Here is a 21,915-nt window from a genome sequence, read left to right as displayed (position 1 = left end):
GGATGATTTCGGCCGACGATCAACGCCCTTCAGGCTGAAATGCTCCGGGTCATTTTCCTGCCGCTTTGCAGGACAAGCTGAAAGACAGTGCTTGAAGGCAGGAAAGAAATTCCTGCCCGTTACGATCGCTTTATTGCAAGTGCGTCATATCAGTGCATAAATTGCATTGTTAAGACGCCCATCAGGTCCTCCCGCACTGAGGGGCCGCAATTTCAGACGGTCGATGCTTCCGATTTTCCAGCTTTTATTGACGGAAAAAAACAATGAACAAAGTGACCAACCCCGATCTCCCGCTGCCCACGCCCCGCTCTCACGATGCCGACGAACTGGCCGCCAGCATCCTGGAAAAGCTGATCTATCAGGTCGGCAAGGACACAATCGTCGCCAAACCGCATGACTGGCTGCGCGCCGTCATTCTGGCGATCCGCGACCGGATCACCGACCAATGGATGGAATCCACGAGGCAGACCTATGCCGCCGGCTCCAAGCGGGTCTACTACCTGTCGCTGGAATTCCTGATCGGCCGGCTTTTGCGCGATGCAATATCCAATCTCGAGATGATCGACGCCGTCAACCAGGCGCTTGCCAAGCTCGACGTCGACCTGGTTGAGATCGCCGGGCTCGAGCCGGACGCAGCGCTTGGCAATGGCGGCCTCGGGCGGCTTGCGGCCTGTTTCATGGAATCCATGGCGACGGTCGACGTGCCGGCCTATGGCTACGGCATCCGCTACGTCAACGGCCTGTTCCGCCAGGAGATCGCCGACGGCTGGCAGGTGGAACTGCCGGAAAACTGGCTCGCCCACGGCAACCCCTGGGAATTCCACCGCCGCGAAAGCACCTACGAAATCAATTTCGGCGGCAAGGTCGATATCATCGAGGAAGGCGGCAAGGAGCCGCGCTATGTCTGGAAGCCGGCCGAACGGATGATGGCCGAGGCCTATGACACTCCGGTCGTGGGCTGGCGCGCCAAGCGCGTCAACACGCTCCGGCTCTGGTCGGCCGACGCCATCGACCCGATCCTGCTCGACAAATTCAATGCCGGCGACCATATCGGAGCGCTGCAGGAAAGCACCAAGGCGGAGACGCTCACCCGCGTTCTCTATCCCGCCGACGCCAATCCGGCGGGCCAGGAACTACGGCTGCGGCAGGAATATTTCTTCTCCTCCGCATCGCTTCAGGACATTCTGCGCCGACACAAGCAGCAATTCGGCGAGTTCACCAACCTTCCCGACAAGGTCGCGATCCATCTCAACGACACTCATCCGGCGATTGCCGTGATCGAGATGATGCGGCTTCTGATCGACATTCACGACATCGCCTTCGACGAAGCCTGGGACATCACGGTCAAGACCTTCGCCTACACCAACCACACGCTGTTGCCCGAAGCGCTGGAAAGCTGGCCGGTTCCGCTGTTCGAGCGGCTGTTTCCCCGCCACATGCAGCTGATCTATCAGATCAACGCCAAGGTTCTCATCGATGCCCGCAAGCAGAAGGGCGCCAGCGACGAGGCGATCCGCCAGATATCGCTGATCGACGAGGGCGGCGAGCGCCGCGTGCGCATGGGCAATATCGCCTTCCTCGGCTCGCATTCGATCAACGGCGTTTCGGCGCTTCATACCGAGCTGATGAAGGAGACGGTGTTCTACAATCTGCACCGGCTCCATCCCGATCGTATCAACAACAAGACCAACGGGATTACGCCCAGGCGCTGGCTCAAGGAATGCAACCCGAAGCTCACCCGGCTGATCCGCGATGCCATCGGCGACGAGTTTCTCGATGACACCGAAAAACTGAAGGCGCTCGACGCCTTCGCCGAGGATTCGAGCTTCCAGGAGAAGTTCGATGCGGTGAAGCGCGAGAACAAGGCGCGGCTTTCGAACCTGATCGGCGAACGGCTCGGCACCCGCATCGACCCTTCGGCGATCTTCGATATCCAGATCAAGCGCATCCATGAATACAAGCGGCAGCTCCTCAACATCATCGAGGCTGTCGCGCTCTACGACCAGATCCGCTCACACCCGGAAATGGACTGGGTGCCGCGGGTGAAACTGTTCGCCGGCAAGGCGGCGCCGAGCTATCACAACGCCAAGCTGATCATCAAGCTTGCCAACGACGTCGCCCGCGTCATCAACAACGACCCGGCGGTGCGCGGCCTGCTGAAGATCGTGTTCATCCCGAACTACAACGTTTCGACCGCCGAGGTGATGATCCCCGCCGCCGACCTCTCCGAGCAGATCTCGACGGCCGGCATGGAGGCCTCCGGCACCGGCAACATGAAGTTCGCGATCAACGGCGCGCTGACGATCGGCACGCTCGACGGCGCCAATGTAGAGATGCGCGACTGGATCGGCGCGGAGAATATGGTGATCTTCGGCATGACCGCCGAAGAGGTCGAGGCGGCCCGTGCCGACGGCTACAATCCGCGTGAGATCATCGAAGGCTCCAAGGAACTGTCGCAGGCGCTGTCGGCGATCTCGTCCGGCGTGTTCTCACATGACGATCCCGGCCGCTATGCCGATCTCATCGGCGGCATCTACGATCATGACTGGTTCATGGTCGCCGCCGATTTCGACGCCTACGCCGCCGCCCAGCGCGAAGTCGACGCGATATGGAACGATCGGACGTCATGGAACGTTAAGGCGATAAGGAATACTGCGCGAATGGGGTGGTTCTCATCCGACAGAACCATCAGGGAGTATGCTCGCGACATTTGGGGTGCTTTATGAGACAACCGGAGCCAGTCGATCCGGATAAAGGCGGGGATTTCGCTCCGCCTAGAGGAGACATCGAAGCCATTTTGAACGCCACGCACGGAAACGCGTTTTCCGTGCTCGGCATTCAGAAAATCAACGGCCATCTCGTCGCCCGGTGTTTCCTGCCGGGGGCAGAGAGCGTCGAGGCCTTCGACCTTGAGGGCGAGCCTCTCGGCGCGTTGGCGCAGGTGGACCAGTCCGGTTTCTTCTCAGGGAAACTGGCGCTCACCACCTTCGTCCCGATCCGCTACCACGCAAGACGCGGCGATGTCACCTGGACGGTAACCGATCCCTACAGTTTCTGGCCGGTTCTGGGGCCGATGGATGATTATTTCGTCCGCGAGGGCTCCCATCTCCGCCTGTTCGACAAGCTCGGCGCTCATCCCATGACCCATCAGGGCGTGAAGGGCTTTCATTTCGCCGTGTGGGCGCCGAATGCGCGCCGCGTCTCCGTGGTCGGCAGCTTCAACAACTGGGACGGCCGACGGCACATGATGCGGTTCCGGTCCGATTCCGGCGTGTGGGAAATCTTCGCGCCCGAAGTCGAGCCCGGCACGCCATACAAATTCGAAATCATCGGCTCCAACGGCACTCTCCTGCCGCTGAAGGCCGATCCCTTTGCCCGCCGCAGCGAACTGCGCCCGCAGACGGCATCACTGACGGCGGCTGAACTTGAGCAGGAATGGGACGACGAGGAGCATCGCGAGCACTGGACCTCAAGCGACAAGCGCCGCGAGCCGATCTCGATCTACGAAGTCCATCCGGGCTCATGGCAGCGGCGCGATGACGGGTCGTTTCTGTCCTGGGACGAACTCGCCGACCGGCTGATCCCCTATTGCGCCGACATGGGCTTCACCCATATCGAATTCCTGCCGGTATCCGAATATCCCTACGACCCGTCCTGGGGCTACCAGACCACCGGGCTCTACGCGCCAACCGCCCGTTTCGGCGAGCCGGAGGGTTTCGCCCGCTTCGTCAATGGCTGCCACAAGGTCGGCATTGGCGTGCTGCTCGACTGGGTGCCGGCACATTTTCCGACCGACGAGCACGGGTTGCGCAATTTCGACGGCACCGCGCTTTACGAACATGCCGATCCGCGCAAGGGTTTTCATCCCGACTGGAACACCGCGATCTACAATTTCGATCGCACCGAGGTGGCGTCCTATCTGCTCAACAACGCGCTTTACTGGGGCGAAAAATTCCATGTCGACGGCCTGCGCGTCGATGCGGTGGCGTCGATGCTTTATCTCGACTACTCCCGCAATTACGGCGAATGGATCCCCAACGAATATGGCGGCAACGCCAATCTCGGCGCGGTGCGGTTCATCCAGGAAACCAACAAGGCGGTTTACGGCCAGCATCCCGAGATGATGACGATCGCCGAGGAATCGACCACCTGGCCGAAAGTATCGCAGCCGGTCCATGAGGGCGGCCTCGGTTTCGGCTTCAAGTGGAATATGGGCTTCATGCACGACACGCTGACCTATTTCAGCCGCGAGCCCGTGTACCGCAAGCACCACCACCATGAAATCACCTTCGGCCTGACCTATGCTTTCACGGAAAACTTCGTGCTGCCGCTTTCCCACGACGAGGTGGTGCACGGCAAGGGATCGCTGATCGCCAAGATGTCCGGAGACGACTGGCAGAAATTCGCCAATCTCCGCGCCTATTACGCCTTCATGTGGGCCTATCCGGGCAAGAAGCTCTTGTTCATGGGCCAGGAATTCGCGCAGTGGAGCGAGTGGAGCGAGGCGCGCGCGCTGGACTGGAACCTGCTCGACTACAACACCCATGAGGGCGTGCGCCGGCTGGTGCGCGATCTGAACTTCACCTACCGCGCCAAGCCCGCGCTGCACGCCCGCGACTGCGAGCCGGAAGGCTTCGAGTGGACGATCGTGGACGATCACGACAATTCCGTCTTCGCCTGGCAGCGCAAGGCGCCGGGCGAAAAGCCGATCGTGGTTGTCAGCAATCTCACCCCCGTGCCGCGCGACGGCTACCACGTGCCGCTGCCCAAGGCCGGGATCTGGCGCGAGATCCTCAATACCGACGCCGAAATCTACGGCGGCAGCGGGCTGGGCAATGGCGGTCGGGTGCGCGCCGAGAGCCATGGCAATGGCGGCATTTCCGCCGGTCTGATGCTGCCGCCATTGGCCACCATAATGCTGGAACCAGAGTAGTTTGGGAGGGAAGGATGAACAATCGCATGGGACAGCCGCTGGCGCGTGACGCCATGGCTTATGTTCTGGCCGGCGGACGCGGAAGCCGCCTGAAGGAACTGACGGATACCCGCGCCAAGCCCGCCGTCTATTTCGGCGGCAAGACCCGGATCATCGATTTCGCGCTGTCGAACGCGCTCAATTCCGGTATCCGCCGCATCGGGGTCGCGACCCAGTACAAGGCCCACTCGCTCATCCGCCATCTTCATCAGGGCTGGAATTTCTTCCGCCCGGAACGAAACGAAAGTTTCGACGTGCTCCCCGCCTCCCAGCGCGTGTCCGAGACCCAGTGGTATGAGGGCACCGCCGACGCGGTCTACCAGAACATCGACATCATCGATTCCTACGGTCCTGAATACATGATCATTCTGGCCGGCGACCATATTTACAAAATGGACTACGAGATGATGCTGCGCCAGCACGTCAACGAGGGCGCCGACATCACGATCGGTTGCCTGGAAGTGCCGGTGGAGGAGGCCAAGGGGTTCGGCGTCATGCATGTCGACGAGAACGACCGGATCGTCGATTTCGTCGAGAAACCCGCCAACCCGCCCGGCATTCCCGGCAACGAGACGATGGCGCTCGCCTCGATGGGCATCTACGTCTTCAAGACCAAGTTTCTGTTCGATTGCCTTTACCGCGATGCCGCCGACCCGACCTCCAGCCGCGATTTCGGCAAGGATATCGTCCCTTATATCGTCAAGAACGGCAAGGCGCTGGCGCACCGCTTCTCCAAGAGCTGCATCCGCTCCAGCTACGAGGAGCAGGCCTATTGGCGCGATGTCGGGACGCTCGACGCCTACTGGCAGGCCAATATCGACCTGACCGGCGTGGTGCCGGAACTCGATATCTACGACAAGTCCTGGCCGATCTGGTCCTATTCGGAAGTCACCCCGCCGGCGAAATTCGTGCATGACGACGAAAACCGTCGCGGCTCGGCGATCTCCTCCGTGGTTTCGGGCGATTGCATCATTTCCGGTTCGCAGCTCTACAAGAGCCTGCTGTTTACCGGCGTGCGCGCCAATTCCTATTCCCGCCTCGAGGGCGCGGTCGTCCTGCCGCGCGTGCATGTTGGCCGCCACGCCCAGCTCAGAAACGTGATCATCGACCATGGCGTTCATATTCCCGAAGGCCTTATTGTCGGCGAGGACCCCGAGCTCGACGCCCGCCGTTTCCGCCGCACCGAAAGCGGCATCTGCCTCATCACGCAGTCAATGATCGATAAACTGGACACATAAAACATGAAGGTTCTTTCCGTCGCCTCGGAAATCTATCCCCTGATCAAGACGGGAGGGCTTGCGGACGTCGCTGGCGCCCTGCCGCTTGCGCTGGCGGCATACGGCATCCACACCCGCACCCTGATCCCCGGCTATCCGGCGGTGATGAAGGCGGTCGGCGACAAGGCCGAAAAGGTGATCACGCTCTATGACCTGTTCGGCGAGCAGGCGAACGTGCTTGAAGCCCGCCATGACGGCCTGGACCTTCTCATCCTCGATGCCCCTGCCCTGTTCAGCCGTTTCGGCAATCCCTATAACGCGCCCCATGGCGAGGGCTATTCCGACAACTGGCGGCGTTTCGGCGCGCTTTCCAAGGCTGCGGCCGACATCGCCGCCGGCGCCATTCCCGGTTGGGAGCCCGATCTGGTGCATGCCCATGACTGGCAGGCGGCAATGACGTCAGTCTATATGCGGTTCGGGCCGACGCCGGAAAAGCCTTCGATCCTCACCATTCACAACATCGCATTCCAGGGCAATTTCGATACCGGCATTTTCCCCTGGCTCGGTCTTCCCGACCATGCGCTCGCCGTCGATGGCGTCGAATATTACGGCAAGGTGAGCTTCCTGAAGGGCGGCCTGCAGACCGCCTGGGCGGTCACCACGGTCAGCCCGACCTATGCCCGCGAAATCCAGACCCCGCAATATGGCATGGGTCTGGAAGGCCTGATCTCAGCCCGCGCCCACACCGTGCACGGCATCGTCAACGGCATCGACACCGATGTCTGGGATCCGGCAACCGACGACACCATTGCAAGCCGCTATTCCGCTCACAAGCCCAAGGGCCGGCTTGCCAACCGGGAGGCCGTGGGCGAGACCTTCGGCCTCGACAATGACGATTCCCCGATCTTCTCCGTCGTATCGCGCCTGACATGGCAAAAGGGCATGGATATCCTCGCCGCCGTTGTCGGCGATCTGGTCGCCATGGGCGGTAAGCTCGTCGTGCTCGGCTCTGGCGAACCGGGGCTCGAGGAAGCCTTCCGCAATGCCGCGCGCTATTACCCCGGCCGCGTCGGCACCATTATCGGCTACGATGAGAAGCTGTCGCACATGGTGCAGGCCGGCGCCGACGCCATTCTGGTGCCCTCGCGCTTCGAGCCCTGCGGACTGACCCAGCTCTATGCGCTGCGCTATGGCTGCATTCCCGTGGTCGCGCGCACCGGTGGCCTTGCCGATACCGTGATCGACGCCAACCCGGCCGCCCTTGCCGTCAACGCCGCCACCGGCGTCCAGTTCTCGCCGGTCGAGCCATGGTCGCTGTCGCATGCCATCCGCCGCACGATCAATCTCTACAACGACAAGAAAACCTGGCTCACCATGCAAAAGCAGGGCATGAAGAGCGATGTGTCGTGGAAGGCCAGCGCCGGTCTCTACGCCGATCTTTACAAGCAACTCGATTTGATGGTGTCGAAACCATGAGCGTGACAATTCCGACCACACCCTTCACCGACCAGAAGCCCGGCACATCCGGCCTGCGGAAAAAGGTGCCGGTCTTCACCCAGCCGCATTACGCGGAGAATTTCATCCAGGCGATCTTCGATTCCATCGGCGACTTCAAGGGCAAGACCCTGGTGATCGGCGGCGACGGCCGTTATCTCAACCGCGAAGTGATCCAGACCACGATCAAGATGGCGGCCGCCAACGGCTTCGGCAAGGTGATGGTCGGCCAGGGCGGCATCCTGTCGACGCCGGCGGCTTCCAACATGATCCGCAAATACCAGGCCTTCGGCGGCATCATCCTCTCCGCCAGCCACAATCCCGGCGGGCCGAACGAGGATTTCGGCATCAAGTACAACACCGCCAATGGCGGCCCCGCGCCGGAAAAGATCACCGATGCGATCTATGAACGCACCAAGCTCATCGACCGCTACCGGATTTCCGAGGCCCCCGACGTTTCACTCGACGCGATCGGCACCTCGAAGGTGGACGACATGGAGGTCGAGGTTTTCGATCCGGTCGCCGACTACGCCGAGCTGATGGAGCAGCTTTTCGATTTCGATGCGATCCGCTCCCACATCGCAGCGGGCTTCAAAATCTCCTTCGATGCCATGAGCGCCGTTACCGGCCCCTATGCCAAGGAAATCCTGGAAAACCGCCTCGGCGCGCCGGAAGGCTCGGTGATGAATTTCGAGCCGCTGGAAGATTTCGGCGGCCACCACCCCGACCCCAACCTTGTCCACGCCAAGGCGCTTTATGACGCGGTGATGGGCGAAGGCGGGCCGGATTTCGGCGCGGCATCGGATGGCGACGGCGACCGCAACATGGTGGTCGGTCACGGCGTGTTCATCACGCCCTCCGACAGCCTCGCCATTCTCGCGGCCAATGCCCATCTGGCGCCGGCCTACAAGGGTGGCCTCGCCGGCATCGCCCGTTCGATGCCGACCAGCCAGGCCGCCGACCGCGTGGCGGAAAAACTCGGCATCGACTGTTACGAGACGCCGACCGGCTGGAAATTCTTCGGCAATCTGCTCGACGCCGGCAAGGCGACGCTGTGCGGCGAGGAAAGCTTCGGCACCGGCTCCAACCATGTGCGCGAGAAGGACGGGCTCTGGGCGGTGCTGCTGTGGCTCAACATTCTGGCCGTGCGCGGCGAGAGCGCCCTTGATGTGGTCAAAAAACACTGGGCCGAATACGGCCGCAACTATTATTCCCGCCACGATTATGAAGGGATCGAGACCGAGGCCGCAAATGCCTTGATGGATACGCTCCGCGCCCGGCTCGATACGCTCGCCGGCACGACCTTCCGCGACCTCACCGTGGCCGAGGCCGACGACTTTGCCTATCACGATCCGGTCGATGGCTCGGTCAGCCGGCACCAAGGCATCCGCATCCTTTTTGAAAACGGCTCGCGCGTGGTCTTCCGCCTGTCAGGTACCGGCACCTCCGGTGCCACGCTCCGGGTTTACCTCGAGCACTACGAGCCCGACCCGGCCAAGCATGAAGAGGACACACAGGAAACGCTCGCCGATCTGATCGCCTATGCCGAGCATGTCGCCGAGATCGCCAAACGCACGGGCCGCACCGCCCCGACCGTGATCACCTGAGCATCCGATGTCCGAGCCTTTGAAAATGCCCGGCGTCCGCATTCTGGACCGGGGGGTGGAATTTTCCGTCTACTCGGAAGCCGCCACCGGCATGGAATTATGCCTGTTCGACAAGGCCGGCGCTCAGACCGCGAAACTGCCGATGGCGCATGCCGGCGGCAATCTGTTCCGCCTGATGGTGGACGGGATCAAGCCCGGACAGCGCTATGGCTACCGCGCTTTCGGCGAATGGGACCCGATGAACGGCCTGTGGTTCGACCCGGCCAAGCTGCTTACCGACCCCTATGCCCGTGAGATCGACCGGCCCTACCGGTTCGACCCGGATCTCAACGAATTCGGCGTCGACACCGCCGACATGGTGCCGAAGAGCATCGTCGTTGCCGACAGCGCGGAAGACTTCGGCCATGTCGATTTTCCCGATGGCGGACTGATCTACGAGGCGGGCGTGCGTGCGCTCACCATGCTCCATCCCGATGTGCCGAAGCCGATACGGGGCACGGTCGCGGCGCTTGCCCACCCGTCTGTGATCGACCACCTTAAGAAACTCGGCGTCGACGCCATCGAGCTTCTGCCGGTCACCGCCTGGATGGATGAGCGGCATTTGCAACCGCTCGGGCTCACCAATGCCTGGGGCTACAATCCCGTCACCTTCATGGCGCTGGAGCCGCGTATCTGCCCGGGCGGGATTGCCGAACTCCGGGGCGCGGTGAAGGCTCTCCACGAGGCCGGCATCGGCGTCATCCTCGATCTGGTCTTCAACCACAGCGGCGAAAGCGACCAGTTCGGCGGGATTGTGAGCTTTCGCGGGCTCGACAACGCCACCTACTACCGTCTCGCCCATGACGACCCTTCCGTGCTGATCAACGACACCGGCTGCGGCAACACGATAGCCTGCGACCATCCCATGGTGCGCCAGTATATCGTCGACAGCCTGCGCCACTTCGTGGCCCAGGCCGGCATTGACGGCTTCCGCTTCGATCTGGCGCCGGTTCTGGGACGCCGCTATGAGGGCTTCGATCCCGATTCCGAAACGCTTCACGCGATCCTCAACGACCCGATCCTGAAAGACCGGACGATGATTGCGGAACCATGGGATATCGGCCCCGGCGGCTACCAGCTCGGCAATTTCCCCCCGCCATTTCTGGAATGGAACGACAACACCCGCGACGACATCCGCAAGTTCTGGCGCGGCGATCCGTCCATGACCGGCCTGCTTGCCGACGCGCTGTCCGGCTCCTCGCACATCTTTTCGACAAACGGCCAGGACAGCACGCGCTCGGTGAACTTCATCGCCGCCCATGACGGCTTCTCGCTTTACGATCTGACGGCCTATGTGCACAAGCACAACGCCGAAAACGGCGAGCACAACCGCGACGGCCACGACGAGAACTATTCCTGGAACAACGGCGTCGAGGGCGAGACCGACAACGAACTGGTCAACAACCGGCGCCGGCAGGATCTGCGCGCCCTTCTCGCCACGCTGTTCGTCAGCCGCGGCGCGATCATGCTGAAGGCCGGCGACGAGGGCGGCTGCAGCCAGAAGGGCAACAACAACGCCTATTGCCAGGACAACGAGATCACCTGGATCGACTGGGCGCATATGGACGATGAACTGGTGGCCCACACCGCCGAGCTTTCAGCGTTGCGCAAGCGCTTCGCTGTTTTCTCAGAAACGGATTTCTTCACAGACGACGACGTTTTGTGGCTCAGGCCCGATGGCAAGGTCATGGACGTCGCCGACTGGGAGTGCCCGGAATGCCAGTGCCTCAGCATGGTGCTTGCCACCACCGAGACCACGACCGGCCATCCCACGCGCCTTGCCGTGCTTATCAATCGTGGCCATGAGGAAGCCGTGTTTCTGCTGCCCGAGACCCACGAGGACGGCTGGCACAGCCTTGCCGGCCAAAGCGAAGGCGCCGTCGAGATCGCGCTTGCGCCCCGCTCGGTATCGCTCTATGCCGAGAGACTTAACGAAGGAGAGACGCATTGACCGCTCCTCAGGCGACGAAAGAAGGCCCGATGGTTCTCGAAATTTCTCTGGGCGACGTCAAGGGACTGATCGGACAGGAAGTCGGCCTGTCGCGCTGGTTCACGGTCGACCAGTCGATGATCGACACCTTCGCCGATGCCACGCTCGATCACCAGTTCATCCATACCGATCCCGAACGGGCCAGCAAGGAAACACCTTTCGGCGGCACGATCGCCCACGGGTTTCTGACGCTATCCCTTCTATCGGCCATGAATTACGATTGCGCCCCGCGCATCCGCGAACAGACCATGGGCATCAATTTCGGCTTCGACAAGGTGCGCTTCATGGCCCCGGTGAAAAGCGGCGCCAAGGTCCGCGGCCGGTTCGTGCTCAAGGACGCCCGTTTCAGGGGCGCGGAACTCTTGGCGATCAACTACGCCGTCACCGTCGAGATCGAGGGCGAACGCAAGCCGGCGCTGTCGGCCGAATGGATCACGCTGGTGCAATTCGCCGCCGCCGATCGACCGGAAACGGTGTGAGCGATGTCGGCGCGCCCGGCCTTCGTACTCGGTTTCGAAAGCCAGGCCGACGCCTGCGATGAACTCGGCTCGCCATTTACCGCAAGGCTCTGCAGACTGGCGGCGGAGCGGCTCTCAGGTGCAGGCGGTCCCGTCCCGTCGCTGATCATGACATGGCCGGAAGACCGCATCCGCCCCGATGCGCTGGCACTGCGCTTCTGCGGCGCGCTGCATGCCCTGAAGCGACGCGGCCATGGCCCGCTTGCCGCCGTCTATCCGCCGGCAAAGATATCGGATGACGCGCTCTGGCAAGGTGTGGCAGAGATGATGGCGGAAGAGGCGGCATTCATCACACAGCGGATGCAATCGGCCCCGCAGACCAATGAAGTTCGCCGCTCGGCCGCCCTGTTTCCGGCCTTTGCGCTGATCGCCGCCCGCTTTCCCGGCAAGGACCTCGTGCTGTCCGAAATCGGCGCATCGGCCGGTCTGAACCTGATGTGGGACCGCTATGCCTACCGTCTGGGAGACCGGCATGTCCCGTCGGCCACCGGCGAAGCACCATTCGAAATCGCGCCCGACTGGACCGGGCCGCTGCCGCCGGATGCGGCAATCACGGTCAGCGAACGTGCCGGCTGCGACCTCAACCCGCTCAACGCTTCAGACAGCAATGATTGCGAGCGGTTGCTCTCCTATATCTGGGCCGACCAGGCCGACCGGCTGGAGCGCACCGAAAAGGCTTTGGCGCTCGCCCGCGCGACCGGCGTCAGTGTCGAGAAGGCGGACGCCGTGGAATGGCTGCGGGAGCGGCTTGCGGTTTCCCGCCCGGGCAAGGTGCACATCGTCTACCACACCATAGCCTGGCAATATCTGCCGTTTGCGGCGCGCACGGAGGGCGAGCGACTGCTGGCCGAGGCGGGCGCGCGTGCTGACGATAACGCCCCGCTCTGCCGTCTTCAGATGGAGGCCGACGAAGACAAGCATGGCGCGGGATTGACGCTTACGATCTGGCCCGGCGGCGAAACGTTGAAACTCGGGCGCGCCGATTTCCATGGTCGATGGATCGACTGGCGCGGCCCGGCTCAATAGGCCGCGTCCTTCGCCCCCTGATCGAGCAGCCCGAACACGTAAGGCGCGAACGAGCGCCAGCATTCGACGCGGAAGGTCTGCTCTTCCTTGCGATAGAGGATGATTTCCGCCTTGCCGAGCACCGTGCGCGCGACCTTGCCGACCGGGAAGCTTTCGAGCCTCAGATCGAGCGGGCAGGCCGCGTTCAGCGTGTCGGCAGCGCCGGGGCCGTCGACCATGATCGCGATATTGCGGTGGGAGACATCCACCGCCGAATAGGGCCCTGCCGCCGGGCCGAGACGGCCGGCGAGGTCATCCTCATATTCATCGATCACCAGCCACTCGTCGGGCCCGAGCCAGAAGGCATAGCGCCCCTCCCCGCCGGAGGACGTCAGCGGCTTCACCGGCAGGTCGAGTTCCAGCATGCCGTTGAGGCCGGGGATCGCGTCTGCGCCTGCCCGCAGCGACAGCCGTGTTGCCGGGCGCGCCACCACCAGCCGGGCAAGGCCCGAGCCGCCATAGGCACCGGCAAGCGGCAGGTCGCGTTCCGCTGTGAATTGCTCAGCCATTGATGCGCGCTCCTTCGGGATCATAGAAAACGGTGTCGACCACCTCAACGGCGATCGTGCGTTCCGGCATCGGCACGTAAAGCGTCTGGCCTTTCAGCTTGTGACCATCCTTGACCACGGCCATCGCGATGCCGCTTTGCAGCGCCTCCGACCAGTAGGCCGACGTGACGTGGCCGAGCATCGGCACCGGCTTTGCCGCGTTCGGATCGGCGACCACATGCGCGCCTTCCTCCAGCACCAGCCGGGGATTGTTCTTGACCGTCAGGCCGACCAGTTGTTTCCGGCCCTCGGCGACGAGGTCCGGCCGCTTGAGGCCGCGCATGCCGACGAAATCCGGCTTTTTCTTCGAAACCGCCCAGCCCATGCCGACATCATAGGGCGTCACCGTGCCGTCGGTGTCCTGACCGACGACGATATAGCCCTTTTCGGCGCGCAAGACGTGCATGGTCTCGGTGCCATAGGCGCAGGCCCCGAAGGTCTCCGCGCGCTCGAAAACCGCCTCCCAGACCTTGAGCCCATAATCGGCCGGCACATTGATCTCGTAGCCGAGTTCGCCGGTGAACGACACCCGGAACAGGCGCGAGGGAACGCCGCAGACCGTGCATTCGGCAAGGCTCATATGCGGGAAAGCCTCGCTGGAAATATCCACGCCCTCGACGAAGGGCGCGATGATCTCGCGCGCCTTCGGGCCCTGCACCGCGATCACCGCCCATTGTTCGGTCGTCGATGTGAGCCAGACCTTCAGATGCGGGAACTCGGTCTGAAGATAGTCCTCCATCAGGTTCAGCACCCGCGGCGCACCGCCGGTCGTCGTCGTCACATGGAAGCGGTCCTGCGCCAGCCTGCCGACGACGCCGTCATCATAGATATAGCCGTCCTCGCGCAGCATCAGGCCGTACCGGCATTTGCCGGGCTTCAGCGTCGACCAGGCATTGGAATACATCAGGTTCATGAAGGCCTCGGCATCGGGGCCCACGACCTCGATCTTGCCGAGCGTGGAGGCATCGAAAACGCCCGCCGATTCGCGCACCGTGCGGCATTCGCGGTTGACCGCGTCATGCTTGGTTTCGCCGGCGCGCGGGAAATACCAGGCGCGCTTCCAGTTGCCGACATCCTCGAACGGCGCGCCCTGCGCTTCCGCCCAGGCGTTGATCGGCGTCTTGCGCGCCGGATCGAACAGCTCGTTGCGCGAATGGTTGATCAGCGTGCCGAAGGTGACCGGCGTGAACGGCTGGCGGAAGGTGGTGAGGCCCACCTGCGGGATCGGCCGATCCAGCATTTCGGCGGCGATCGCCAGCCCGTGCATGTTGGACAGCTTGCCCTGATCGGAGGCCATGCCGTTGGTGGTGAAGCGCTTTATATGCTCGATCGAGGCCATGCCCTCATGCACGGCCTGGCGGATATCCTTGGCGCAGACATCGTGCTGGTAGTCGATGAACGCCTTGGCATAGGGGTCGGCGTCGTCATTTTCGCCCAGCATGCCGCCGGTCCAGGCATGTTCGGTCGCGGCCGCGATTTCGGCAAAGCCGCCGCCCGCCGCCGCGGCTTCCGAAACCAGATCGGCCACTTCATCGGTTCCGTTGCAGGCGCCGACCGAGACCGCGTTCTGGGCATAGACGCTCGGCAGGAATCGCTCGTTTTCCGCATCGAAGGCAAGCTTGCCGCGCGATTGCGAAAACAGATGCACCGAAGGCGTCCAGCCGGCCGATGTGATCAGCGCGTCGATATCGTAGTCGCGGGGCTTGCCGCTGCCCTTCACCCGCATGGATTTGACTCTGAGCCGGCCCTTGGTGCCGACCACCCTGTGGCCGGTATGGAGCGTGATCCCGAGCGCCTTCGCCTCTTCGGCAAGACCCGGTCCGGGCTCGGCGCGGCTATCGACGATCGCCACCACCTTCACGCCCGCGCGGGCGAGATCAAAGGCCGCCTCATAGGCCGAATCATGGGCGCAATAGACGCCAACCTTGGAGCCGACGGCGACGCCGTAGTGATTGAGATAGCTGCGCGCGGCAGACGCCAGCATGATGCCCGGACGGTCATTGTCGGGAAACACCATCGGGCGTTCGATCGCGCCGGTGGCGAGCACCACCTTTTCCGCGCGCACCTGCCACAGCCGCTCGCGCGGGCCGTCGGCCTTCGCATTCGGCAGATGATCGGTCAGCCGCTCGCACAGGCCGAGGAAATTGTGGTTGTAGTAGCCGAAAGCCGTGGTCCGCGGCAGGTAGCGGACATTGTCCATACCCGCCAGCTCGGCTGCCGCCGCAACCGCCCAGTCATAGCCTGGCTTGCCGTCGACCGTGGTGCCGCTCTCATATTGCAGCGCGCCGCCCGGTTCCGGTTTTTCATCGCAGATGATCACTTGCCTGCCGGTGCGCGCCGCCGAAAGCGCCGCTGTCAGCCCGGCAAGCCCCGCGCCGACCACCAGCATGTCGCAATGGACGTAGCGGCTGGCATAGCTGTCGGGATCCTCCTCCGTCGGCGCGACGCCGAGGCCGGCGGCCTTGCGGATCGCGGGCTCATAGACCTTGTGCCAGGCACTGAACGGCCACATGAAGGTCTTGTAGTAGAACCCGGCGATCAGCATCGGCGAGACGATATCGTTGATCGCCCCGACATCGAAGGAAAGCGACGGCCAGCGGTTCTGCGAACCGGCCTTCATGCCGTCGAACACCTCCTGCACTGGTCCGCGAACATTGGGCTGGCGGCGGGCGCTGTCGCGGGCGATATCGAACAGCGCATTGGGCTCCTCGGAGCCGGCCGTCAGAAACCCGCGCGGACGGTGATATTTGTACGATCGGCCGACCAGATGCACGCCGTGGGCGAGCAGCGCCGAGGCCAGCGTATCGCCCTCCAGCGCCGTATAGGCCTTGCCGTCGAAGGTGAAGCGCACGGTCTTGGCAGGCGTCAGCCGGCCCTTGTCGGCAATCCGGAATGCGCCGCTCATTGGCCGTCTCCCATGCCGAGTTCGGCCGGATCGGGCTTCGGCTCGCCGGCCTTGTAGGTTTTCAGGAACCGGTCCGAAACCGTGTCGCGGGCGGCGTTGAAGAACCGGCCGCAGCCGTGGGAATGACGCCAGCGCTCGAAATGCAGCCCCTTGGGATTGGTGCGCATGAAGAAATAGTTGGCGAAGTCCGCGTCGGAGAGTTCGGCCATGTTTTCAGGCCGCGCGATATGCGCCTCGCCCGCGCCGGTAAACTCCAGCTCGCTGCGCGCTTCCTCGCAATAGGGACAGTAAATCAGCAACATTCAGTTTCCCTCCAGTTCGGGCAAGGCGTCGGGAATAGAGATAATCAGGTCGATGAGGTCGCGCGGCGCTTCCATCTGCGGCAGGTGGCCCGCGCCCTTTAGCGGATGAAGCGGCACGCCGATCCGGCCCGCCAGCAGATGGCCGCGCTCGATCGGGATCCAGGGATCGCGCTCGCCCCAGATGATGGTGACCGGGCAGGCGATTTCCTTCAGCTTCTCGGCGAATTCATCGGTGAAGGCGTCGTCAGCCTGGGCAAACTGACGGTAGAAGCTCTGGTGGCCTTCCGGCGTGAGCCAGGGGCTGACCAGTTCGCGCAGGTCGCTCGCGTCGATCTCGTTGACCAGCGCACCCTTGATATAGGCCTCGACGATCGCGGCGTGAATGTGCGGCGGCAGCGGCTGGAAGGCATCGACGTGACGGCCGACATGGTCGAAGAATTCCGAGCCCCATGGGCTCAGCGCAACGACATTCATCAGGGTCAGGCTCGAATAGGCGACATCGTGGAGCAGATGCGCGCGCAACGTCACCGCGCCGCCGAAATCATGGGCCAGAACATGCGGCGCGTCGAGCATCCAGTGGACCAGCATCTCCTTGAACACAAGGCCCTGAACATCGAGCCCGGTGGCCTGTCCGGCATCCTTCGCCGAACGCCCGAAGCCCGGCATGTCGTACCAGTAAACGGTATAGGCATGCGACAGCGTCAGCAGAATGCGGTGCCAGGAAAACGACGACCAAGGCCAGCCATGGGCAAGGACCAGCGGCGGCCCCTTGCCGGCGCTGCCCCAGGCCACCATGCCGGCACTGGTCTCGCATTTCCTGTTGACGTTCCAGAGCATGGCTTTTCCTAGTGCGCAACGGCGGCGGCGGCAGCTTCGTCGATCAGCCGGCCGGTGTTGTAGCGCTCGAGCGTGAGGCCGGCGGCAAGCCTGTGCGGCTCGCCCTTGGCGATGAGATGGGCGAAGAGATGCGCCGACCCCGGCGTTGCCTTGAAACCGCCCGTGCCCCAGCCGCAATTGACGAACAGATTGGGCACCGGCGTGACACTCTGGATCGGCGAGCGGTCCGGCGTATTGTCGGTAATGCCGCCCCACTGGCGCATCATCTTGACCCGGCGGAAGATCGGAAACAGCTCGCAGATGGCGTCGAGCGTATGGGTGATGATCTGCAAGCCGCCCGTCTGGGAATAGGAATTATACTGGTCGGTGCCCGCACCGATCACAAGTTCGCCCTTGTCGGACTGAGAGATATAGGCGTGGACCGAATTCGACATCACCACGCAGGGGAAGATCGGTTTCAGCGGCTCCGACACCAGCGCCTGCAGCGGCTGGCTTTCGAGCGGCAGGCGGACATCGGCCATCGCCATCACCACCGAATTGTGACCCGATGCGGAAACGCCGATCTTCTTCGCGCCGATAAAGCCGCGATTGGTCTCCACCCCCGTCACCGCGCCGTCCGCGCCCCGGCGGATCGCCTTGACCTCGCAGTTCTGGATGATGTGGACGCCGCGATCAGACGCCGCGCGGCCATAGCCCCAGACCACCGCATCGTGGCGGGCCGTGCCGGCGCGGCGCTGCAAGGCCGCACCGTTGACGGGATAGCGCGCGGTCGTCGAGATATCGAGCGGCGGACAGTAGTCCTTGGCCTGAACCGGGGTCAGCCATTCATTGTCAATGCCGTAGAGCCGGTTGGCGTGGACATGGCGCTTGAACGACTGGCGGTCATGTTCGTTATGCGACAGCATCATCACGCCGCGCGGCGAGAACATGACATTGTAGTTCAGATCGAGCGACAGGCCTTCCCACATCTTGAGCGAATGCTCGTAGATATCCATGCTCTCGTCATAGAGATAGTTGGAGCGCACGATCGTGGTGTTGCGCCCGGTATTGCCGCCGCCGACCCAGCCCTTCTCGATCACGGCGATATTGGCGATGCCGTGTTCCTTGGCGAGGTAATAGGCAGCGCCCATGCCATGACCGCCGCCGCCGATGATGATGACGTCATACTCGCTTTTCGGCTCCGGCGAGGTCCAGTGCTTTTCCCAGCCCTTGTGATGGCGCATGGCCTCGCGCGCGAGAGCGAAAACGGAATATTTGCGCATATGGGGCTCCATCGGGGTTCGCCGGGTCGTTGCGACTATACCAATCGCAAATCGGAATACGAGGCAACGTCCTTTTTGCGACGCTTTTTCGATCCGCCTTCGACATCGTGATTTCCGTGGCGGCGTCTTTCAAAAAGGATTGCCTTTGGCGGCGAATCCTGTCAATCGGAGCCCGGATTTTTCGCCACACCGGTCCTTGTCTTTCGGTAAGGACTGGACTTATCGCCCGCGATCTGTTAATCGCGACGCCAGATATGGGCGGATTGTACCGCCTGAAGACCAATCAATGCCTGAACGTGCAAGTATTTGCCAGGCTCAGACACCAACGATTAAGGAACGGGATACACGTGCAAGTACTTGTCCGCGACAACAATGTTGACCAGGCTCTCCGCGCTCTGAAGAAGAAAATGCAGCGCGAAGGCATCTTCCGCGAAATGAAGATGCGCGACCATTACGAAAAGCCCTCGCAGAAGCGTGCGCGCGAAAAGGCAGAAGCCATCCGCCGCGTTCGCAAGCTGGCTCGCAAGCGCGCCGTTCGCGAAGGTCTGGTTTCTCGCTGATTGTCGCTTTTTCAGCACATTGATGCGTTCTTAGGGCGGGAGCACATGTTCCCGCCTTTTTATTTGGCAGAATTTTAACCTCGATCATGTAGATTGTGCGGAGCCTCTTTCCAAACCGGAGGGGGAACAAAAACTTCCCGCCGGCTGTTGTCGCAAAAGGCATGCAATTATTGGGGATGGATATGACGAAGATCACCAGCGCGCTTTCGGGCGGCTCGTTCATGGCAGCAAACGGCAGCGCCGTCAGGAATATAATCCTGGCGGGCACACTAGCCCTTCTCGCCGGTTGCCAGACCGGCCAGGTCATGAACCAGAACGTGCTCGCCATCGATGCCGCCCAGGGATCCGAGCAGAACATCGCCTCGCTTTCGAATGTGATCGCATCCAACCCCAATGATCCCGGCGCCTACAATGTGCGCGGCGCCGCCTATGGCCGCGCCGGCGACGACCGCCGGGCGATCGAGGACTTCAACCAGGCGATCGCGCTCAATCCGAATTATTACCAGGCCTACGCCAACCGCGCGCTGATTGAACGCAGCCTCGGTCGGCAGATGGACGCGCTCAACGACTATAACCGCGCGATCCAGATCAACAGCAGCTATGATGTCGCCTATATCGGCCGCGGCAATCTCTATCGCGAATCGGGCCAGCTCGACGACGCCTTCAACGATTACACCCGCGCCATCCAGCTCAACACCACCGATCCCCGCGCCTACCACAGTCGCGGCCTGATCTACCAGAAGCGCGGTCAGCAGGAACTTGCGATCGCCGACTTCTCCAAGGCGATCTCGCTGTCGCCGAAATCGCCGCAGCCCTATAATGGCCGCGGCGTCTCCTATCTGGCGCTGAACGACGACCAGAACGCCCGCGCCGATTTCGACAAGGCGCTGGCGCTGGATCAGTCGGTCGCCGAAAGCTGGGCCAATATCGGTCTGGTGCTCGAACGCCAGGGCGATTTCACCAAGGCTGCGTCCTACTACCAGAAAGCCAAGCAGCTCGACCCCACTTATCAGCCTGCGCTTCAGGGCCTGCAACGCACCATCGGATCGTAAGAGTCAAACTTCCGTTTCAACGGCCGAGATTGAGCTGGATCGGCAGGGAGAAATTGTGGCTTGCGCCGCGATAGCTGGCCGGGAACGCGCCGAAGGGACCGGCCGCGCGGGCGCGCTGCAACACGATCGCATCGACCTTGCTGTTGCCGGATGAACTGCCCAGAGACAATCCGGCAATGGCGCCGGAGCGGTTCAGCCTCACATTGACGACAACGGTCGACTGCAGCCTTCCCACGCCGCGATAATAGCGCTCCGAGGCCACAGAGCGGCGCAGCTTGGCCCTGAGCCTGCCGGCATAATTGGCCATCTCCGCCTCGCCGTTTCCGCTATTGCCGGCCCTCGCCTCGGCCGCCTGGCTCGCGCCGGTGTTGGCCGTGCCCGAAGCGACGCCCTTGCGCGCATCCCGATTTGATTGGCCGGAGGAGCCGGCCGAAGACCGCTTGACGACCTGCCGCTGTTCAACCGGTTTCGGTTTGGCGCGCTCCTCAGCCTTGCGCGTCGCCACCTGATCTGCGGGCAATGGCTCCGTCTTCCACGGCGAGGGCGCGGGCACCGGCGCGTCGATGTCATAGGCAAGCTCCGGATCGTCCTCCTGCGCCTTGATGGTTTCGGCCGGTTCGGTCTGCGCCGTTAGCGGCTCGGCCGTTTCAGCCGGCGCATTGACCGGCGTCTCCTGCGGCGGCAGGGCTTCTGCGACAACGGGTGCGGCCGCGGGCGTTTCTGCGGGTGAGACCGCCTGTTCGACAACCGGCGGCGCGGGCGGAACGGTCGACGGCGCAAGCGCCGTCGTTGGCGCTGCGGCAAGCACCGCCGGAACGCTCGGTTGGGCGACGACCGGTTCGGCGGTCACCGGCACCGCGGTTTCGGTCTGCGGCGGCGCCAGCGTCTCGACGGGCGTCGGCGCGGCCTGTTCAACGGGGACGGGTGGCTGAGGCGGAAGCGGCTCGGCCGCGGTGGTCTCCAGCGGCTCGGCCTCGACCGCCGTCGCGGTTTCCACGGGCACCGGTTCGGCCTCCACCATGGTCGGCTCCGCGCCGCTTGCGGCGGCATCCACATCGCCGTTCCCGACCATGATCACGCTGACGACGGTGTTGCCTTCTTCCATGGGCGCTTCCGGCAGAACGCGCGCGACATGGAGCGCGAACGCGAAGGCGGCGGAATGGATCAACAGCGACACCAGCGTCGCCGCAGAAAGGCGCTTGCCCGCCCGCACAGTGCCCCTGTCGAGAAACCCTGCCTGCGGAACAACGCCGAGCTCGACATCCTCCAGTGGCAGTTCTTCGGCAGCAGTCTTGTCGTCCCGGTCGTCGGGGTTCGTCTTCCGAGCGGAACGGGCCGCACTCGCCGCCGCCTTCAGCTCGAACACCACCTTGTCGAGGTCACCGTCCGACGCAGGCGCAATGGCGATTTCGGGGGCGATCTCAGGCGCTGCCGCGCCAAACGGGCTGTTCTCCCGCACGACAGCATCATCGAGCGCGTCATCGTCAAGACGCTCGCGCATGCCGCCCGGCAAGCCCATCGCAAACATGGCCTGGTCATTCATCATC

General features: G+C 62.9%; 16 protein-coding genes. 10 read left to right on the top strand and 6 right to left on the bottom strand.

Features of this window, described 5'->3' with window-relative positions:
* Positions 1-263 precede the first annotated feature (263 nt).
* From K7H91_RS12965 to K7H91_RS12930, 8 genes are read left to right on the top strand one after another with little or no spacing between them, the layout of a single operon-like run.
* A complete protein-coding gene (locus K7H91_RS12965; protein ID WP_230720692.1) occupies positions 264-2,726 on the top strand; it encodes a glycogen/starch/alpha-glucan phosphorylase in 2,463 nt (820 codons plus the stop codon).
* Entirely contained in the window at positions 2,723-4,933 is a 2,211-nt protein-coding gene (gene glgB, locus K7H91_RS12960) for a 1,4-alpha-glucan branching protein GlgB (protein WP_230720691.1), read from the top strand. The genes K7H91_RS12965 and glgB overlap by 4 nt, the downstream gene beginning before the upstream one ends.
* Positions 4,934-4,947: 14 nt before the next feature.
* Positions 4,948-6,210 (top strand): glucose-1-phosphate adenylyltransferase, encoded by a 1,263-nt coding sequence (glgC, locus tag K7H91_RS12955; protein ID WP_230720690.1) that lies wholly within the window; start codon positions 4,948-4,950, stop codon positions 6,208-6,210.
* A gap of 3 nt (positions 6,211-6,213) precedes the next feature.
* Positions 6,214-7,665, top strand: coding sequence for a glycogen synthase GlgA (gene glgA, locus K7H91_RS12950; protein ID WP_230720689.1), 1,452 nt, complete (start codon positions 6,214-6,216; stop codon positions 7,663-7,665).
* A complete protein-coding gene (locus K7H91_RS12945) occupies positions 7,662-9,290 on the top strand; it encodes an alpha-D-glucose phosphate-specific phosphoglucomutase (RefSeq protein ID WP_230720688.1) in 1,629 nt (542 codons plus the stop codon). The genes glgA and K7H91_RS12945 overlap by 4 nt, the downstream gene beginning before the upstream one ends.
* A gap of 7 nt (positions 9,291-9,297) precedes the next feature.
* Positions 9,298-11,280 carry a glycogen debranching protein GlgX gene (glgX, locus tag K7H91_RS12940; RefSeq protein ID WP_230720687.1) on the top strand — a complete coding sequence of 661 codons (1,983 nt, stop codon included), beginning with the start codon at positions 9,298-9,300 and terminating at the stop codon, positions 11,278-11,280.
* A 29-nt stretch (positions 11,281-11,309) separates the two neighbouring features.
* On the top strand, positions 11,310-11,798 hold the full coding sequence (locus K7H91_RS12935; RefSeq protein ID WP_230720686.1) for a MaoC family dehydratase: 489 nt from the start codon (positions 11,310-11,312) through the stop codon (positions 11,796-11,798).
* A 3-nt stretch (positions 11,799-11,801) separates the two neighbouring features.
* The gene (locus tag K7H91_RS12930) at positions 11,802-12,863 is read left to right on the top strand and encodes a DUF2332 domain-containing protein (protein ID WP_230720685.1); all 1,062 of its coding nucleotides are present in this window, start codon (positions 11,802-11,804) and stop codon (positions 12,861-12,863) included.
* Here the strand turns inward: K7H91_RS12930 and K7H91_RS12925 are convergent.
* The 5 genes from K7H91_RS12925 to K7H91_RS12905 are packed head-to-tail and all read right to left on the bottom strand — an operon-like array spanning position 12,857 to position 18,756.
* Entirely contained in the window at positions 12,857-13,411 is a 555-nt protein-coding gene (locus K7H91_RS12925) for a sarcosine oxidase subunit gamma (protein ID WP_230720684.1), read from the bottom strand. The two genes, K7H91_RS12930 and K7H91_RS12925, sit on opposite strands and share 7 nt — an antisense overlap.
* Positions 13,404-16,355: a sarcosine oxidase subunit alpha gene (locus K7H91_RS12920; protein ID WP_230720683.1), complete on the bottom strand. Its 2,952-nt coding sequence runs from the start codon at positions 16,353-16,355 to the stop codon at positions 13,404-13,406. Before K7H91_RS12920 ends, K7H91_RS12925 begins: the two co-directional genes overlap by 8 nt.
* Positions 16,352-16,657, bottom strand: a complete 306-nt coding sequence (locus K7H91_RS12915) for a sarcosine oxidase subunit delta (protein ID WP_230720682.1) — start codon at positions 16,655-16,657, stop codon at positions 16,352-16,354. Before K7H91_RS12915 ends, K7H91_RS12920 begins: the two co-directional genes overlap by 4 nt.
* Complete coding sequence (locus K7H91_RS12910; RefSeq protein WP_230720681.1) at positions 16,658-17,494, bottom strand: alpha/beta fold hydrolase; 837 nt, start codon at positions 17,492-17,494, stop codon at positions 16,658-16,660.
* A gap of 8 nt (positions 17,495-17,502) precedes the next feature.
* On the bottom strand, positions 17,503-18,756 hold the full coding sequence (locus tag K7H91_RS12905) for a sarcosine oxidase subunit beta family protein (protein ID WP_230720680.1): 1,254 nt from the start codon (positions 18,754-18,756) through the stop codon (positions 17,503-17,505).
* A 347-nt stretch (positions 18,757-19,103) separates the two neighbouring features.
* Here K7H91_RS12905 and rpsU point away from each other — a divergent pair, with 347 nt between their 5' ends.
* Both rpsU and K7H91_RS12895 read left to right on the top strand, forming a co-directional pair.
* Complete coding sequence (rpsU, locus tag K7H91_RS12900; protein ID WP_026173590.1) at positions 19,104-19,316, top strand: 30S ribosomal protein S21; 213 nt, start codon at positions 19,104-19,106, stop codon at positions 19,314-19,316.
* A 176-nt stretch (positions 19,317-19,492) separates the two neighbouring features.
* Positions 19,493-20,368 carry a tetratricopeptide repeat protein gene (locus K7H91_RS12895; protein WP_419197480.1) on the top strand — a complete coding sequence of 292 codons (876 nt, stop codon included), beginning with the start codon at positions 19,493-19,495 and terminating at the stop codon, positions 20,366-20,368.
* A 16-nt stretch (positions 20,369-20,384) separates the two neighbouring features.
* Here K7H91_RS12895 and K7H91_RS12890 read toward each other — a convergent pair whose 3' ends face one another.
* The gene (locus tag K7H91_RS12890; RefSeq protein WP_230720679.1) at positions 20,385-21,914 is read right to left on the bottom strand and encodes a TonB family protein; all 1,530 of its coding nucleotides are present in this window, start codon (positions 21,912-21,914) and stop codon (positions 20,385-20,387) included.
* Position 21,915 lies beyond the last annotated feature (1 nt).

The organism is Martelella mediterranea (assembly GCF_021021415.1).
GTDB classification, from domain to species: Bacteria; Pseudomonadota; Alphaproteobacteria; order Rhizobiales; family Rhizobiaceae; genus Martelella; species Martelella mediterranea_C.
The sequence above is the reverse complement of the archived record's forward strand: the minus strand, read 5'-3'. Positions and strand labels throughout refer to the sequence as shown.

Excerpts from the sequence above, each read along its gene's own strand:
- K7H91_RS12965 (WP_230720692.1), top strand. The coding sequence starts at position 264 with ATGAACAAAGTGACCAACCCCGATCTCCCGCTGCCCACGCCCCGCTCT.
- glgB (WP_230720691.1), top strand. The coding sequence starts at position 2,723 with ATGAGACAACCGGAGCCAGTCGATCCGGATAAAGGCGGGGATTTCGCT.
- glgC (WP_230720690.1), top strand. The coding sequence starts at position 4,948 with ATGAACAATCGCATGGGACAGCCGCTGGCGCGTGACGCCATGGCTTAT.
- glgA (WP_230720689.1), top strand. The coding sequence starts at position 6,214 with ATGAAGGTTCTTTCCGTCGCCTCGGAAATCTATCCCCTGATCAAGACG.
- K7H91_RS12945 (WP_230720688.1), top strand. The coding sequence starts at position 7,662 with ATGAGCGTGACAATTCCGACCACACCCTTCACCGACCAGAAGCCCGGC.
- glgX (WP_230720687.1), top strand. The coding sequence starts at position 9,298 with ATGTCCGAGCCTTTGAAAATGCCCGGCGTCCGCATTCTGGACCGGGGG.
- K7H91_RS12935 (WP_230720686.1), top strand. The coding sequence starts at position 11,310 with ATGGTTCTCGAAATTTCTCTGGGCGACGTCAAGGGACTGATCGGACAG.
- K7H91_RS12930 (WP_230720685.1), top strand. The coding sequence starts at position 11,802 with ATGTCGGCGCGCCCGGCCTTCGTACTCGGTTTCGAAAGCCAGGCCGAC.
- K7H91_RS12925 (WP_230720684.1), bottom strand. The coding sequence starts at position 13,411 with ATGGCTGAGCAATTCACAGCGGAACGCGACCTGCCGCTTGCCGGTGCC.
- K7H91_RS12920 (WP_230720683.1), bottom strand. The coding sequence starts at position 16,355 with ATGAGCGGCGCATTCCGGATTGCCGACAAGGGCCGGCTGACGCCTGCC.
- K7H91_RS12915 (WP_230720682.1), bottom strand. The coding sequence starts at position 16,657 with ATGTTGCTGATTTACTGTCCCTATTGCGAGGAAGCGCGCAGCGAGCTG.
- K7H91_RS12910 (WP_230720681.1), bottom strand. The coding sequence starts at position 17,494 with ATGCTCTGGAACGTCAACAGGAAATGCGAGACCAGTGCCGGCATGGTG.
- K7H91_RS12905 (WP_230720680.1), bottom strand. The coding sequence starts at position 18,756 with ATGCGCAAATATTCCGTTTTCGCTCTCGCGCGCGAGGCCATGCGCCAT.
- K7H91_RS12895 (WP_419197480.1), top strand. The coding sequence starts at position 19,493 with ATGGATATGACGAAGATCACCAGCGCGCTTTCGGGCGGCTCGTTCATG.
- K7H91_RS12890 (WP_230720679.1), bottom strand. The coding sequence starts at position 21,914 with ATGATGAATGACCAGGCCATGTTTGCGATGGGCTTGCCGGGCGGCATG.